Source organism: Streptomyces sp. NPDC049813 (assembly GCF_044465085.1).
In the GTDB taxonomy this organism is placed as follows: Bacteria; Actinomycetota; Actinomycetes; order Streptomycetales; family Streptomycetaceae; genus Streptomyces.
Window position 1 is genome coordinate 331,098 of record NZ_JBITLI010000001.1, and the last position, 13,400, is coordinate 344,497.

A 13,400-nucleotide genomic window follows, 5' to 3' on the forward strand; every position below is an offset into this window, starting at 1 on the left:
AGGACGCTTCGGGTCACGTAGGACTGAGCGTGCGGTCCGAGCCCGGCTGGTGCGGCAGCCCCTGCTCCAGGTCCTCCGCGAGCAGCCGCTTCGCGATCGTGTCGACCGCCGCCCGCAGGTCCTCGCCCGCCGGCCGACCGAGGTCGGCCTCGACCTTCCCGGCCAGCCACTCGCCCCACGCGTGGTTGATGACCGCGGCCTCCCGGTGCCCCGCCTCCGTGTGCGAGAAGTACGTGCCGGTCCGCGACAGATAGCCCTCGTCGACCATCCGCTGGAAGACCGGCACCAGGACCTCCGGCGGCAGCATCCGGCGCGCCGCGATCATGCCGAGGCTCGCGTGCCCGACCATCCGCGTGAAGAACTCCACCTGCATCACCGCCCACGCCCCGGCGATGTCGAGCCGGGTGTCGGACTCGTCGAGGATGCGCCGCGCGGTGCGCAGGTCGGTGGATTTCACGATGGAGCCGACGGTCCGCTGCAACAGGTGCGAGGGGTCCCCGGTGGTGGGCTGCGCGAAGCCCTCGCCCATGTCCGAGGAGCCCATCCGCGCGCTGTCCCGCAGCTGCACCTGCTTGAGGAAGAGCGCCACGACGAACCCGATCAGCGCCACCGGCACCGTGCACAGGAAGACCGTGTGCAGCGAGTCCGCGTACGCCGTCACGATCGGCGCCCGCGCCTCGGGCGGCAGCGCGTGCAGGCCCCCCGGATTCTGCGCCGCCTTCGTGAGCGTCGCCGGGTCGATCCCCGTACCGGCCCGGGCGGCCCGCGCCACCCCGTCGGAGAGGTTCGGCTTCAGGGTGTTGGCGTAGATCGTCCCGAAGACGGCCGTCCCGAAGGAGCTGCCGAGGGTACGGAAGAACGTGACGCCCGACGTCGCCGTGCCCAGGTCCGCGTAGTCCACGGTGTTCTGCACGGCGATCGTCAGCACCTGCATGCACAGGCCGATGCCGACGCCGAGCACGAACATGTAGACCGACTCCAGCCAGACCCCGGAGTGGTTGTCCATCAGGGACAGCAGGAACAGGCCGAGCGCCATCACGAGGGAGCCGACGATCGGGAAGAGGCGGTACTTGCCCGTCTTGCTCACCACGTTGCCGGAGAAGATCGACGCGATCAGCAGGCCGATCACCATCGGCAGCGTCCGCACGCCCGAGATCGTGGCCGAGTCCCCGTCCACGTACTGCAGGTACGTCGGCAGGAACGTCATCGCGCCCAGCATCGCGAAGCCCACGACGAAGCTGAGGACGGAGCAGGCCGTGAAGACGGGGTTGGCGAAGAGCCGCATCGGCAGCATCGGCTCGGCCGCGCGCGACTCCACCCAGCAGAACAGGCCGAGCGCGACGACCCCGCCCGCGAAGAGGCCGATGATGACGCCCGAGCCCCACGCGTACTCGTTGCCGCCCCAGCTGGTCGCGAGGATCAGGGCGCTCGCCCCGACCGCGACCAGCGCGATGCCCAGATAGTCGATGACCGGCCGGGTCGCCGACTTCACCACCGGGATGGTGCGGGCCGCGGCGATCACCACGATGATCGCGATCGGCACGTTGACGTAGAAGGCCCAGCGCCAGGTCAGGTGGTCCGTGAAGAGACCGCCGAGGAGCGGCCCGATGACGGTGGCGACCCCGAAGACGGCGCCGATCGCCCCCTGGTACTTGCCGCGCTCGCGCAGCGGGATCACGTCCGCGATCAGGGCCATCGCGGTCACCATCAGGCCGCCCGCGCCGATGCCCTGCATCGCCCGCCAGGCGATCAGCAGCGTCATGTTGCCCGCGAGGCCGCACAGGAACGAGCCCGTGATGAAGACGATCGCCGAGACCTGGAAGACCACCTTGCGTCCGAACAGGTCACCGAACTTGCCGACGAGCACCGTGGCCACGGTCTCCGCCAGCAGATACGCCGTCACCACCCACGACATGTGCGCCGCGCCGCCCAGGTCCGAGACGATCGTGGGCAGGGCCGTGCCGACGATCGTCTGGTCGAGGGCGGCCAGCAGCATGCCCAGCATGATCGTGACGAAGACGACGTTGCGGCGGCGCTTGTCCAGGACCGGCGGGGCCTGGGCCTCTGCGGCGGGCTGCGGGGTATCGGTGACTGTCACTGTTGCAGGGTCGCCCTTGGGGGTGGGCGGCGCATGCGGGTGGGGCCGGATCGGTGACGTGCCGGGTGCGGGTCGTATGCCGTGGTCCGCGCCCCTCAGCGGGCTGAGCGCAGTCTCGGGGCCGAGGCCGTCGCGGTGATCCGCTCGCCCTGGTCCACCCGGGTCGCCAGGGTCCGGGCCCAGTGGGCGATGCCTGCCGGGTCCAGGCCGCCGGGGGCCTCGCCCGTCCACGCCGCCAGGCCGTCCGCCCCGCGGCGCAGCAGGCGGGCGCCGCCCGTCGCGTTCCCCCGGGCGGCGTGCGTGAGGCCCACCGCCGTCTGGGCCAGCGCCCGCCACAGGGCACGCTCGGCGTCCGGCCCCGACTTCCAGGCGTCCTCGAAGACCTCGTGCGCGTGGAACGGGCGGCCCGCGTCCAGCAGCTCCTGCGCCTCGTCGACGGTCCGTGCCGGGGTGCGCACGACCCCCTCGGGCTGGCGGTCGACACCCGGCGAACCGTAGGGGAGGGGACGGCCGAGACCGTCGCGGGGGCGGGCGTTGCGCGCCCGTCCCTCCTCGTCGCGGTCCCGGTCACCGCTGTGCGAAGTGCTCATGCGGCCGATTCTCGCGCATGTCGGCCGACGGCCGCGGAATCGGTTTCAAACCACCCGTGAGCTTGGGGTATTGTTCTGTCTGTCGCCGCCGGACGGGACTCACGCGAGGCAGCCGACATCGGGACGTGGCGCAGCTTGGTAGCGCACTTGACTGGGGGTCAAGGGGTCGCAGGTTCAAATCCTGTCGTCCCGACTTTACGAAGTCGTGGAGTGTGGGGCCGTCGCGGAGAGATCCGCGGCGGCCCCACAGTCGTCCCCGGCCCCGGACCGGTCTACCGCGGATGCGCCGCCCGCCACGCCGCCATCGACGCGTCCCATTCGTCCCCCGACAGCGCGGTCAGCGACGCCGGGAACAGGCCGTCCTCCTCCTTGGCGATGTGCCGGTGCAGCTCCCGCACCGCCTCGGTGAACGCGCGTACGCCGTCCGGCTCCGTCAGGTCCAACGCGGGCAGCAGCGCGTCCAGTTCGCGGTGCTCCGTCTCCAGCGCCGCGATGTACGGCGCGTACTCGGGGTCCTCGCGCATCACCCGGAACAGGCCCTCCTCCTCCCCGCGCCAGTGCGCCGTCAGCTCCCCGGCCATCGCCTCGACGAGGGCGCGGGCCCGCTGCGGGTCGCCGGCCTCCAGCGCGCGCAGCGCGTCGCCCGCGGCGTCGGTGACCCGCTCGTGCTCGGCGATGAACTCCTTGATGAGCGGGATGTCCCGGCAGCCGCAGTAGTGACACATGACGTCAGTGATACGTCAGTCCCGGGGAGAGTTCGTGGAGGTCACCGGCGTGTGGCGGCCCCCATGAGAGCATGCGTGTAAGTGACACCTGATCGGACGGCGCCCGCTGTTCCTGGTCAACCTCGCCGGATACAGCGTCAGTTCGCTGCTCGGCGCCTTCGCCCCGGACCTGACGTCCCTGGTCGTGCTGCGCGTCGTCGCCGGGCTCTTCCTGGGCGCGGAACTCCCGCTCGTCGACACGTACGTCAGCGAACTGCTGCCCGGCGCGGTCCGCGGCCGGTTCGTCGCGCTCGCCTACACCCTCGGGTTCTGCGGGGCGCCCGTCGCGGCGCTGCTCGGCGGGCGGCTCGTCGCTGGGCGGGACCTGCTGATCGACGGCTGGCGGTGGCTGCTGGTCCTCGGCGGGGCCGGTGCGGCCCTCGTCTGGGTGCTGCGGCGCTCGCTGCCCGAGTCGCCGCGCTGGCTGAGCACCCAGGGCCGGCACGCCGAGGCGGACCGGATCGTCGCCGGGGTGGAACGCGCGGCCGGGCCGGCTTCCCAGGCCCTGCCGGCGCCGCAGCGCCCCGACGGCGCACCGGAGCCGGCCGCGGCGGCCGCACCCGTGCGGGACCTCTTCCGGCCGCCGCACCGGCGCACCACCGTGATGCTCTGGATCTTCCAGGTGCTCCAGACCGTCGGCTACTACGGCTTCGGCTCGCTCGCGCCGCTCGTCCTGATGGCCAAGGGCCACGACGTCGTGGACTCCCTGACGTACACCGCGCTGAGCTTCCTCGGCTACCCGGTCGGCTCGGCCGTCTCGGTGCTGTTCATCGAGCGGATCGAGCGCCGGACGCTGATCATCGCGTCGGCCGCGGCGATCGCCGTGTGCGGGCTCGCCTTCGGCACCGCCGCCTCCTCGGCGGCCATCGTCACGGCGGGCATCCTCATGACGCTCACCCAGAACGTCTTCTCGAACGCCTTCCACGTCTACCAGGCCGAACTCTTCCCCACCGCGCTGCGCGGCAGCGCCGTCGGGATCGCCTACTCGCTGTCCCGGCTGACCGGCGGCGTCCTGCCCTTCGTGGGCGTGGCCGTCCTGGACGCGTTCGGCCCGACGGGGCTGTTCGCCGGGTGCGCCGCCCTGATGGCGCTGCTCTGCGTGGACGTGGCGGTGTACGGGCCGCGCACCACGGGGCGGGCGCTGGAGAGCGTGCGGGAGCCGGCCGCCGGGTGACGCCGAAAAGCCGGTGCGGGCCCGGCCCGGGCCGGTTAGCCTCACGCGGTGACCAGCAGCGTGCGCAAGTACCACCCCGGCGAGGCCGACATCGACGCGACCCTCGTGCGGGCGCTGGTCGACGCGCAGTTCCCGCGGTGGTCCGGGCTGCCGCTGCGCCACGTCGACGCGCACGGCACGTCGAACGTCCTGTTCCGGCTGGGCGAGGCGTACGTCGTGCGGCTGCCGCGCGTCAGCGGCGCGGCGCCCGACCTGGCGACCGAGCGCCGCTGGCTGCCGTTCCTGGCGGCGCGGCTGCCCGTCGCCGTACCGGAGTGCGTCGCCGAGGGCAGGCCCGGGCACGGCTTCCCGTACCCGTGGGCCGTCCACCGCTGGCTGCCCGGCGCGATCCCGGTCGTCGGAGAGCTGGAGCGGCCGGGGGCACTGGCCGAGGACCTGGCCGGGTTCGTCACCGCCCTGCGCGGCATCGACACGCGGGGCGCCCCGGCCGCCTACCGGGGCCGGGACCCGCTCGCCGCACGGGACGGCGACACCCGCGCGGTGCTGAGCCGCCTCGCGGGCGTGCTCGACGCGGGCGCCGCCCGCGCCGTCTGGGACGCCGCCGTGCGCACGCCCCGCGGCCCGCTCCCGGACGTCTGGCTCCACGCCGATCTGGAGCCCGGCAACCTCCTCGTCGACGCGGGCCGCCTCAGCGCCGTCATCGACTTCGCGTGCATGGGCACCGGCGACCCGGCCGTCGACCTCCTCGCCGCCTGGTACGTCCTGGACGCCCCGGCCCGCAAGGTCTTCCGGGCCGCCGCCGCGCCCGACGCCGACACCTGGGCGCGCGGCCGGGGCTGGGCCCTGACCGTCGCGGCCCACGAGCTCGCGTACTACCAGGAGTCGAACCCGTTCATGGCGCGGACTGCCGCGCGGACGATCGACGCGGTGCTCGCCGAGAGCGGCGACTGACGCCCGCCCCTACACCGGGGGCGTGATCGCCGGGGTGTCCAGCGCGTCCCGCTGGTGCGGTATGACGATCGGCGTGCTGCCCTGCGCCAGGGCCACCGTCCGGGTCGGCGCGGGGATGCGGATGCCCTCGTCACGGAAGCGCCGGTGCAGCCGCTTGATGAACTCGTGCTTGATCCGGTACTGGTCGCTGAACTCGCCGACGCCGAGGATCACCGTGAAGCCGATCCGCGAATCGCCGAAGGTGTGGAAGCGCACGGCCGGCTCGTGCTCGGGCATCGCTCCCTCCACGTCCCGCATGGTCTCCGTGACGACCTCGACGGTCACGCGCTCGACGTGCTCCAGATCGCTGTCGTAGCCCACCCCCGCCTGCACGAGCAGGGTCATGTCCTGCTCGGGACGGCTGAAGTTGGTCATGTTCGTGCCGGAGAGCTGGGTGTTCGGGATGATCACCAGGTTGTTGGAGAGCTGACGCACCACGGTGTTGCGCCAGTTGATGTCGACGACGTAGCCCTCCTCGCCGCTGGACAACCGGATGTAGTCACCGGGCTGCACCGTCTTGGAGGCGAGGATGTGCACGCCCGCGAAGAGGTTGGCGAGGGTGTCCTGCAACGCGAGCGCCACCGCGAGGCCGCCCACGCCCAGCGCGGTCAGCAGGGGCGCTATCGAGATGCCGAGCGTCTGCAGGACGACCAGGAACCCCATCGCGAGGACCACGACCCGGGTGATGTTCACGAAGATCGTCGCCGACCCGGCCACCGCGGCGCGGGACTGCGCGACCGCCCGGACCAGGCCGGTGATCACGCGGGCCGCGGTGAGCGTGGCCGCGAGGATGACGAACGCGGTCAGCGCCATGTTCACGGTGTGGCCGGTGCGGGCCGTCAGCGGCAGCGCCTCGGCCGCCACCGCCGCGCCCGCGGCCACCGCGGCCCAGGGCACGAGGGTGCGCACCGCGTCCACCAGGACGTCGTCGCCGCCCCAGCGGGTGCGGCTGGCCCGCTCGCCGAGCCAGCGCAGGACGATCCGCAGCAGCAGCCCGGCCATCAGCCCCGCGATGAGGGCGACGCCCGCGATGATCAGGTCGTGGAGTTCGAGCCCGCGGGTCATCGGACACCTCCCGCGTGCTCCGCTGGAAAGACAACCGGACGGTCCGGATGGTGATGAGTCGTCACATGCACCTGCTCGGTGGGGAACGGGAAACCGGCGTGGCCGCCAAGGCGATGCACGCCGACCTATTTTGCCGCATGCCAAGCGGCCCCGTGGCCACGATGGTTCCCCTTCGACCTCCTGGTTCCCGCCAGGTCGCCCCGGCTACCCCACGCTCACCGCCCGTCCCACCCGCGCCGACGCGTACGCCGCAGCCACCACCCGCAGTGCTCGCACACCCGCCTCGCCGTCCGTCACACCGACCGGCCCGGCGCCGTCCCCGTGGAGGAACGCGCGCAGCATCAGCGCGTCCAGGTCGGCTCCGTAGGGGAGTTCGATCCCGGCGCGCGACGTCTCGCTGAAGCCGTGCACCTTCTGGTCGAAGGCGTCCATCTCCAGGGTGGCCCGCTCACCGATCACCTGCATCGCCAGGCCGCCCCACGCCGGGTGGTGCGGGGGCTGGCTCCAGCTGCAGTCGATCGTGGCCACGGCGCCGTTCGCGTACGTGAGCGTGAGCAGGCCCGCCGTCTCGACCGGGACGTCGCCCTCGTACAGGACGTTGTTGGTCTGCGCGTAGACGGAGGTCACCGGGGCGCCCTCGAAGAGGTCGTCGAGCAGGTCCGCGATGTGCACCGTGTGGTCCGTCAGGGCGCCCCCGCCCGCGAGCGCGGGATCGGTGAACCAACGGCGCCGCGCGCCGGGCATGTAGCCGTTGTTGGCGCCCGCCACCGCGAGCACCGCGCCCGTCGTGCCCGCGCGCACCGCCTCCCGCACCGCGAGATACGCGGGGCTGAACCGCACCGGGTGCGCCACCGCGAGCCGCACCCCCGCCGCCCGGCACGCCGCCACCATCGCCGCGCCGTCCTCGGGCGTGGTGGCGAGCGGCTTCTCGCAGAGCACGTCCACGCCGTGCGCGGCGGCCAGTTCGACCAGCGGCCGGTGCCGGGCGTTCTCCGAGCACACCACCACCTTGTCCGGCCCCCACGCGAACAACTCCTCGTAGCTGTCCACGTGTCCGACGCCCAGCTGGGCCGCGAAGTCCCGACCGCGGACCTCGTCGGGCGCCGCCGGATCGGTCCCGGGGTCGGCCGTCAGGACCTCGACCCCGTCCATGGCGGCGAGCAGCCGCACGAATCCGGCCGCGTGGACGTGCGCGAACGACAGCACTCCGACCTTCATGGTCCTCACAGCCCGGCCTCCTCGGTCGGCTCCACGTCGACGGCCTGCGCGGTACGGGCGGACTCGGCGGCCGCGGCCGCGATCCGGACCGCCTCGACGCCGTCGCGCGCCGAGACCCGGGGCGCGGGGCCGCCGGCGACGGCCGCCGCGAACTCCCGCAGCTCCGTCAGGTACGGGCTCTCCGTCATCGGGCTGCCCGGGATGCCCTCGCCGGGCGCCCGCACGCCCTGGGCCAGGATCCGGAAGCCGGGGTGGGCGGTCGAGTCGTGCTCCAGGACGCCGCCGGGCCCCGCCACCCGGTACGTGGTGCGGAACGGCAGGTCCGGCAGGCCCCAGACCCCCAGGACGTGGCTCAGGGCGCCCGACGCGTGCGTGAGCACGGCGGTGCCCGTCGCCACGGCGCCGTCGGCCGCGCCCGGCTCCTGCGCGCCGCGCACCTGCGCGTGGACGCGGACCACCTCGCCCGCGAGCAGCCGCGCGAAATCGAGGTCGTGGATCATCTGGTCGACCAGGATGCCGCCGGACAGCGCGGGGTCGCTGAACCACGGCGCCCACGCCGGGTAGCGGCCGGAGCGGGTGAACCGCAGGACGGCCGGAGCGCCGACGCGGCCCGCCGCGACGGACCGGGCGAGCGCCGCGTAGGCGGGGAAGTAGCGCACGACGTGCGCCGGGAACAGCAGCACGCCCGCGCGCTCGGCCGCGTCCGCCATCTCCTGTGCCTCGTCGACGGTGAGCGCGAGCGGCTTCTCGCAGACGACGTGCCGGCCCGCGGCGACCGCGTCGAGCACGAGGTGCCGGTGGGTGAAGGTCGGGGTGCACACGTCCACGACCGAGCTGCGGTCCAGCAGCTCGGCGAGGCTCTGCACGGCGCTCACGCCGAACGCGGCGTACTGGTCGGCCAGTTGCTGCGCGTGGCCGTCGGTGGACAGGATCGTGACGCGTGCGCCCAGCTCCGTCCAGGCGGGCAGATGGGCGCGCGCGATACCTCCGGCGCCGATCAGACCCACGTCGAGGCGTGCCATGGAAGTCCCTTCCTGCGAGGGGCGTAGGGGAGTAGTGCGTGTGAGGGGTGCGGTACGGGCTCTCAGCCCTGGGTGCGCCACTGGGCGATGTCGGGCGGGAGTCTCAGTGCGGGGCACGCGGCCGCGCGGGGGCCGGTCTGTGCGGGAGGGCGGCCTCCACCGCGTCCAGGGCGTGCCGCACCGCCCCCAGCGCGACGCCCTCGCGGCCGAGGGTGCTGACCGCGATCCGCGGCACGTGCAGGGTCAGGGGACGCAGGTGCTCGGTGAGCAGCGGCCCGAGCGGTGCGCCGACGGGCGCCAACGCGCCGGACAGCACGAGCAGTTCGGGATCGAGGGCGAGGACGAGCGCAGCGATGCCGGGAGCCGCCTTGGCCAGGTACCGGTCGAGGACGCCGAGCGCCTCCGCGTCGCCGTCGCGCACGGCCCGGGCGAGCGCGTCGGACCCGGACTCGCCCGCGCGCCGCTGCCCGTCCCAGTCCAGCGCCCGCGCCGCCGCCTCCAGGCCCAGCTGCGGCAGGATGCCCAGCTCGCCCGCGCCGCCGCGCCGCCCCCGGTGCAGCCGGCCGTCGATCATCAGGCCGCAGGAGATGCGCCGCCCCACGAGCACGCACGCCACGTCGTCGGCGAGGACCGCGGCGCCCCGCCAGTGCTCGGCCAGCACGGCGAGGTTCACGTCGTTCTCCACCAGGATCCGGCAGGACAGGTCCTCCGCGAGCCGGCGCCCCAGATCCAGATCGGTCCACTCCGGTACCACCACCGAGACGATCCGCCCGGTGTCGTCGACCATGCCCGGCACGCCGACGCCCACCGACCAGACGTCGTCGGGGCCGAGCCTCTGGTCCGTGAGGAAGCGGCGCAGCCGACCGCGCAGCAGCGCGACCCGCTCGGCCCCCGTCGAACGGGCCGGAAGCTCCTCGCGGTGCCGCGCGACGACCTCGCCGTCGAGCCGGGCAAGGAGCAGCACCAGCTTCTCGCGCCCGATGTCCACCCCGACCACGTGCCCGGCCTCGGCCCGGAACCGGACCCGTCGCGCGGGCCGCCCCGGCGCCCGCCCGGCCGCCGGGGCGTCGGCGTCCGCGATCCACCCCTGCGCCGCCAGCTCCTCGACGAGCACCTCGACCGTGGGCCGCGAGAGCCCCGTCGACGTGGCGAGCGCGCTCACCGTCTGCGGGCTCTCCCGGCGCAACGCCCGGAGCACGACAGCGGTGTTGAGGCCGCGCAGCGCCGTCAGGTCGTGCCCGCGTACGCCGTGGTGCACCGCCATGGCCCGCCCGCCTCCGCCCACCGGTCGGTCGATTGCGCAGGACTGTTGCACAACCACGGAGGCTTGGGAAGCACACTTGCACGGACATTTCGCAGAACTCCTGCGTATCGGCGCGGCCTTGATGTGCCGACGCGGCCCGGAAACCGTCACACGTCCCCCATTGACGCCTCTTCGGCGCCGCACTGAGGGTGGAGGGCATGACGCAACTGTCCGAGCACCTGCGCCAGGCCACCCCCGTCGTCGCGCAGCGCGGGGAAGGCGTCCACCTCTACGGCATCGACGGCCGCCGCTATCTGGACTTCACCGCCGGGATCGGGGTCACCAGCACCGGCCACTGCCATCCCCGCGTCGTCGCCGCCGCGCAGGAACAGGTCGGCACCCTGATCCACGGCCAGTACACGACCGTCCTGCACGAGCCGCTGCGGCGCCTCGTGGACAAGCTCGGCGACGTACTGCCCGCGGGGCTCGACAGCCTGTTCTTCGTGAACTCCGGCAGCGAGGCCGTCGAGGCGGCGATGCGGCTGGCCCGGCAGGCCACCGGCAGGCCCAACATCGTGGTCGCGCACGGCGGTTTCCACGGCCGGACCGTGGCGGCGGCCTCGCTGACCACGTCCGGCACCAAGATCCGCACCGGCTTCGCCCCCCTGATGGCGGGGGCGGCCATCACCCCCTTCCCGAACGCCTACCACTACGGCTGGGACGAGGAGACGGCCACGCGGTTCGCGCTGCGGGAGTTCGACCACCTGCTCCAGACCGTCACCGACCCGGACGACACGGCGGCGATCCTGGTCGAGCCGGTCCTCGGCGAGGGCGGCTACGTCCCCGCCAACGCCGCCTTCCTGCAGGGGCTCCGCGAACGCGCCGACCGCCACGGCATCCTCCTCGTCCTCGACGAGGTCCAGACCGGCGTCGGCCGCACCGGCCGCTTCTGGGGCCACGACCACTTCGACGTCAGGCCCGACGTCCTGATCACCGCCAAGGGGCTGGCCAGCGGGTTCCCGCTGTCGGGCATCGCGGCTCCGGCCGCCCTCATGCACAAGGCCAGGCCCGGCTCCCAGGGCGGCACGTACGGCGGCAACGCGGTGGCGTGCGCGGCGGCCTGTGCCACGCTCGACGTCATCGCGGAAGAGGGCCTGGTGGCCAATGCGGCGGCGATGGGCGCGCGGCTGCGCTCCGGTCTGGAGGACGTCGCGGCGAAGACCCCGGCGATCGGCGACGTGCGCGGCCTCGGCCTGATGCTGGCCAGCGAGTTCACCACCCCGTCCGGCGACCCGGACCCGGCGACCGCGCTCCGCGCCCAGCAGGCGGCGGCGGACGAGGGCCTCCTCCTCCTGACCTGCGGCCCCTGGGCCAACGTGGTCCGCATGATCCCGGCCCTGGTGGTGACGGAACCCCAGATCACCGAGGCCCTACGAATCTGGCACGCAGCGGTGACGACAGCGTCCACGTCCCTTTGAGCGCCGGCCCCGACCCCGGACAGTTCGTCGGCTGCCCCGCCGGTGGGGGTTGGTCGCGCCGTTCCCCGCGCCCCTGGAGCATGCGGCCTCGCCTCAGCTCCACGGGCCGCTGAGATGACGCACGCAGTGCGCATCTCGGGGTCGCGGGGAGCGGCGCGAGAAGCCCCCACCGGACTCGCGGACGAACGACTGCCCCTCGGGGGCGCGGGGAACCGCGCATCCCACCCCGACGAACCCGCACCCTCATCCGGCCCCCATGGAGCCCCCATGCCGAACCCCGACCCCGCCCTGCTCAAAGCGACCCCGAAGCAACTCCACATCCAAGGAACCTGGAAGAACGCGACAGCGAACCGCACGATGCAGGTCGACAACCCCGCCACCAACACCCCCCTGTGCACCGTCGCGGACGCCACCCCCCAAGACGCCCAGGCAGCCCTCACCGCGGCCCGGGCCGCCCAGCGGACCTGGGCCGCCACACCCCCACGCACCCGCTCGGAGATCCTCCACCGCGCCCACGAACTCACCCGCGCCCGCACCGAGGACCTCGCCCTCCTCATGACCCTGGAGATGGGCAAACCCCTCGCGGAGGCCCGCGGCGAGGTCACGTACGCCGCCGAGTTCCTCCGCTGGTTCGCGGAGGAGGCCGTCCGGATCGACGGCGGCTACGCCACCAGCCCCGACGGCCGCAACCGCCACCTCGTGCTGCGCCAGCCGGTCGGCCCCTGCCTGCTCATCACGCCCTGGAACTTCCCGCTCGCGATGGCGGCCCGCAAGATCGGCCCGGCCGCCGCCGCGGGCTGCACCATGGTCCTCAAACCTGCCCCGCAGACCCCGCTGTCCAGCCTCGCCCTGACCGGCATCCTCGCCGAGGCGGGCCTGCCGCCGGGCGTCCTGAACACGGTCACGACCAGCGACGCCGCCGGCCTCGTCGAACCCCTGCTGCGCGGCGGCGGCATCCGCAAACTGTCCTTCACCGGCTCCACCGAGGTGGGCCGGACCCTGCTCGCCCAGTGCGCCGACACCGTCGTACGGACCTCGCTCGAACTCGGCGGCAACGCCCCGTTCCTCGTCTTCGGCGACGCCGACCTCGACGCGGCCGTGGACGGCGCCATGATCGCCAAGATGCGCAACATGGGGGAGGCCTGCACCGCGGCCAACCGGATCTACGTGCACCGTTCGGTCGCCGACGAGTTCGCGACCCGGCTGACCGCACGGATGTCGACCCTCACCGTCGGGGACGGCACCGACCCCGGCACCGACGTCGGACCGCTCATCGACGCGGCGGGCCGGGCCAAGGTCGAGTCCCTGGTGCGCGACGCCGTCGAGCGCGGCGCGAAGGTCCTGACCGGCGGCGAACTCCCGCCCGGCGAAGGCAATTTCTACCCGCCGACCGTGCTCGCCGAGGTGCCGCGCGACGCCGCCCTGACCAGTACGGAGATCTTCGGGCCCGTCGCCGCGCTGTTCACGTTCGACGACGAGGACGAGGTCGTCGCGGCGGCGAACGACACTCAATGGGGGCTCGTCAGCTACGTGTTCACCCGCGATCTGGACCGCGCCCTGCGCGTGGGGGAGCGCCTGGAGACGGGCATGGTCGGCCTCAACACCGGCCTGGTGTCGAACCCCGCGGCCCCCTTCGGCGGCGTCAAGCAGTCGGGCCTCGGCCGGGAGGGCGGCCGCGTCGGCATCGAGGAGTTCCTGGAGTACAAGTACCTGGCGGTGCCCACCGGCAGCTGACCGGAGTACGTGCCCTGGCGTGGC

General features: G+C 73.6%; 11 protein-coding genes and 1 tRNA gene. 5 read left to right on the forward strand and 7 right to left on the reverse strand.

Features of this window, described 5'->3' with window-relative positions; translation table 11 throughout:
* Window positions 1-13: 13 nt before the first annotated feature.
* Entirely contained in the window at window positions 14-2,098 is a 2,085-nt protein-coding gene (locus tag ACIBW6_RS01320) for an MDR family MFS transporter (RefSeq protein ID WP_399055257.1), read from the reverse strand.
* Window positions 2,099-2,193: 95 nt separating this feature from the next.
* Window positions 2,194-2,688: a DUF309 domain-containing protein gene (locus tag ACIBW6_RS01325; protein ID WP_399055259.1), complete on the reverse strand. Its 495-nt coding sequence runs from the start codon at window positions 2,686-2,688 to the stop codon at window positions 2,194-2,196.
* 119 nt (window positions 2,689-2,807) lie between these two features.
* Between ACIBW6_RS01325 and ACIBW6_RS01330 the strand changes: the two genes are divergently transcribed.
* Window positions 2,808-2,881: transfer RNA gene (locus ACIBW6_RS01330), tRNA-Pro, on the forward strand.
* A 79-nt stretch (window positions 2,882-2,960) separates the two neighbouring features.
* Here the strand turns inward: ACIBW6_RS01330 and ACIBW6_RS01335 are convergent.
* Window positions 2,961-3,413, reverse strand: a complete 453-nt coding sequence (locus ACIBW6_RS01335; protein ID WP_399055261.1) for a hemerythrin domain-containing protein — start codon at window positions 3,411-3,413, stop codon at window positions 2,961-2,963.
* 91 nt (window positions 3,414-3,504) lie between these two features.
* Here ACIBW6_RS01335 and ACIBW6_RS01340 point away from each other — a divergent pair, with 91 nt between their 5' ends.
* A complete protein-coding gene (locus ACIBW6_RS01340) occupies window positions 3,505-4,626 on the forward strand; it encodes an MFS transporter (RefSeq protein ID WP_399056375.1) in 1,122 nt (373 codons plus the stop codon).
* Window positions 4,627-4,674: 48 nt separating this feature from the next.
* Entirely contained in the window at window positions 4,675-5,577 is a 903-nt protein-coding gene (locus ACIBW6_RS01345) for an aminoglycoside phosphotransferase family protein (protein ID WP_399055263.1), read from the forward strand.
* Between the two features lie 9 nt (window positions 5,578-5,586).
* Here the strand turns inward: ACIBW6_RS01345 and ACIBW6_RS01350 are convergent, their stop codons facing one another.
* From ACIBW6_RS01350 to ACIBW6_RS01365, 4 genes are all read right to left on the reverse strand, one after another.
* The gene (locus ACIBW6_RS01350) at window positions 5,587-6,681 is read right to left on the reverse strand and encodes a mechanosensitive ion channel family protein (RefSeq protein WP_399055265.1); all 1,095 of its coding nucleotides are present in this window, start codon (window positions 6,679-6,681) and stop codon (window positions 5,587-5,589) included.
* A 204-nt stretch (window positions 6,682-6,885) separates the two neighbouring features.
* Window positions 6,886-7,899: a Gfo/Idh/MocA family protein gene (locus tag ACIBW6_RS01355; protein WP_399056377.1), complete on the reverse strand. Its 1,014-nt coding sequence runs from the start codon at window positions 7,897-7,899 to the stop codon at window positions 6,886-6,888.
* Between the two features lie 5 nt (window positions 7,900-7,904).
* Complete coding sequence (locus ACIBW6_RS01360; RefSeq protein ID WP_399055267.1) at window positions 7,905-8,921, reverse strand: Gfo/Idh/MocA family protein; 1,017 nt, start codon at window positions 8,919-8,921, stop codon at window positions 7,905-7,907.
* Window positions 8,922-9,024: 103 nt separating this feature from the next.
* Window positions 9,025-10,185: an ROK family transcriptional regulator gene (locus tag ACIBW6_RS01365; RefSeq protein WP_399055269.1), complete on the reverse strand. Its 1,161-nt coding sequence runs from the start codon at window positions 10,183-10,185 to the stop codon at window positions 9,025-9,027.
* Between the two features lie 197 nt (window positions 10,186-10,382).
* Between ACIBW6_RS01365 and ACIBW6_RS01370 the strand changes: the two genes are divergently transcribed.
* On the forward strand, window positions 10,383-11,642 hold the full coding sequence (locus tag ACIBW6_RS01370) for an aspartate aminotransferase family protein (protein ID WP_399055271.1): 1,260 nt from the start codon (window positions 10,383-10,385) through the stop codon (window positions 11,640-11,642).
* Window positions 11,643-11,909: 267 nt separating this feature from the next.
* A complete protein-coding gene (locus ACIBW6_RS01375; RefSeq protein ID WP_399055273.1) occupies window positions 11,910-13,376 on the forward strand; it encodes an NAD-dependent succinate-semialdehyde dehydrogenase in 1,467 nt (488 codons plus the stop codon).
* Window positions 13,377-13,400 lie beyond the last annotated feature (24 nt).

Coding starts and splice junctions, on each gene's coding strand:
- ACIBW6_RS01325 (WP_399055259.1), bottom strand. CDS start 2,688: ATGAGCACTTCGCACAGCGGTGACCGGGACCGCGACGAGGAGGGACGG.
- ACIBW6_RS01335 (WP_399055261.1), bottom strand. CDS start 3,413: ATGTGTCACTACTGCGGCTGCCGGGACATCCCGCTCATCAAGGAGTTC.
- ACIBW6_RS01350 (WP_399055265.1), bottom strand. CDS start 6,681: ATGACCCGCGGGCTCGAACTCCACGACCTGATCATCGCGGGCGTCGCC.
- ACIBW6_RS01355 (WP_399056377.1), bottom strand. CDS start 7,899: ATGAAGGTCGGAGTGCTGTCGTTCGCGCACGTCCACGCGGCCGGATTC.
- ACIBW6_RS01360 (WP_399055267.1), bottom strand. CDS start 8,921: ATGGCACGCCTCGACGTGGGTCTGATCGGCGCCGGAGGTATCGCGCGC.
- ACIBW6_RS01365 (WP_399055269.1), bottom strand. CDS start 10,185: ATGGCGGTGCACCACGGCGTACGCGGGCACGACCTGACGGCGCTGCGC.
- ACIBW6_RS01370 (WP_399055271.1), top strand. CDS start 10,383: ATGACGCAACTGTCCGAGCACCTGCGCCAGGCCACCCCCGTCGTCGCG.
- ACIBW6_RS01375 (WP_399055273.1), top strand. CDS start 11,910: ATGCCGAACCCCGACCCCGCCCTGCTCAAAGCGACCCCGAAGCAACTC.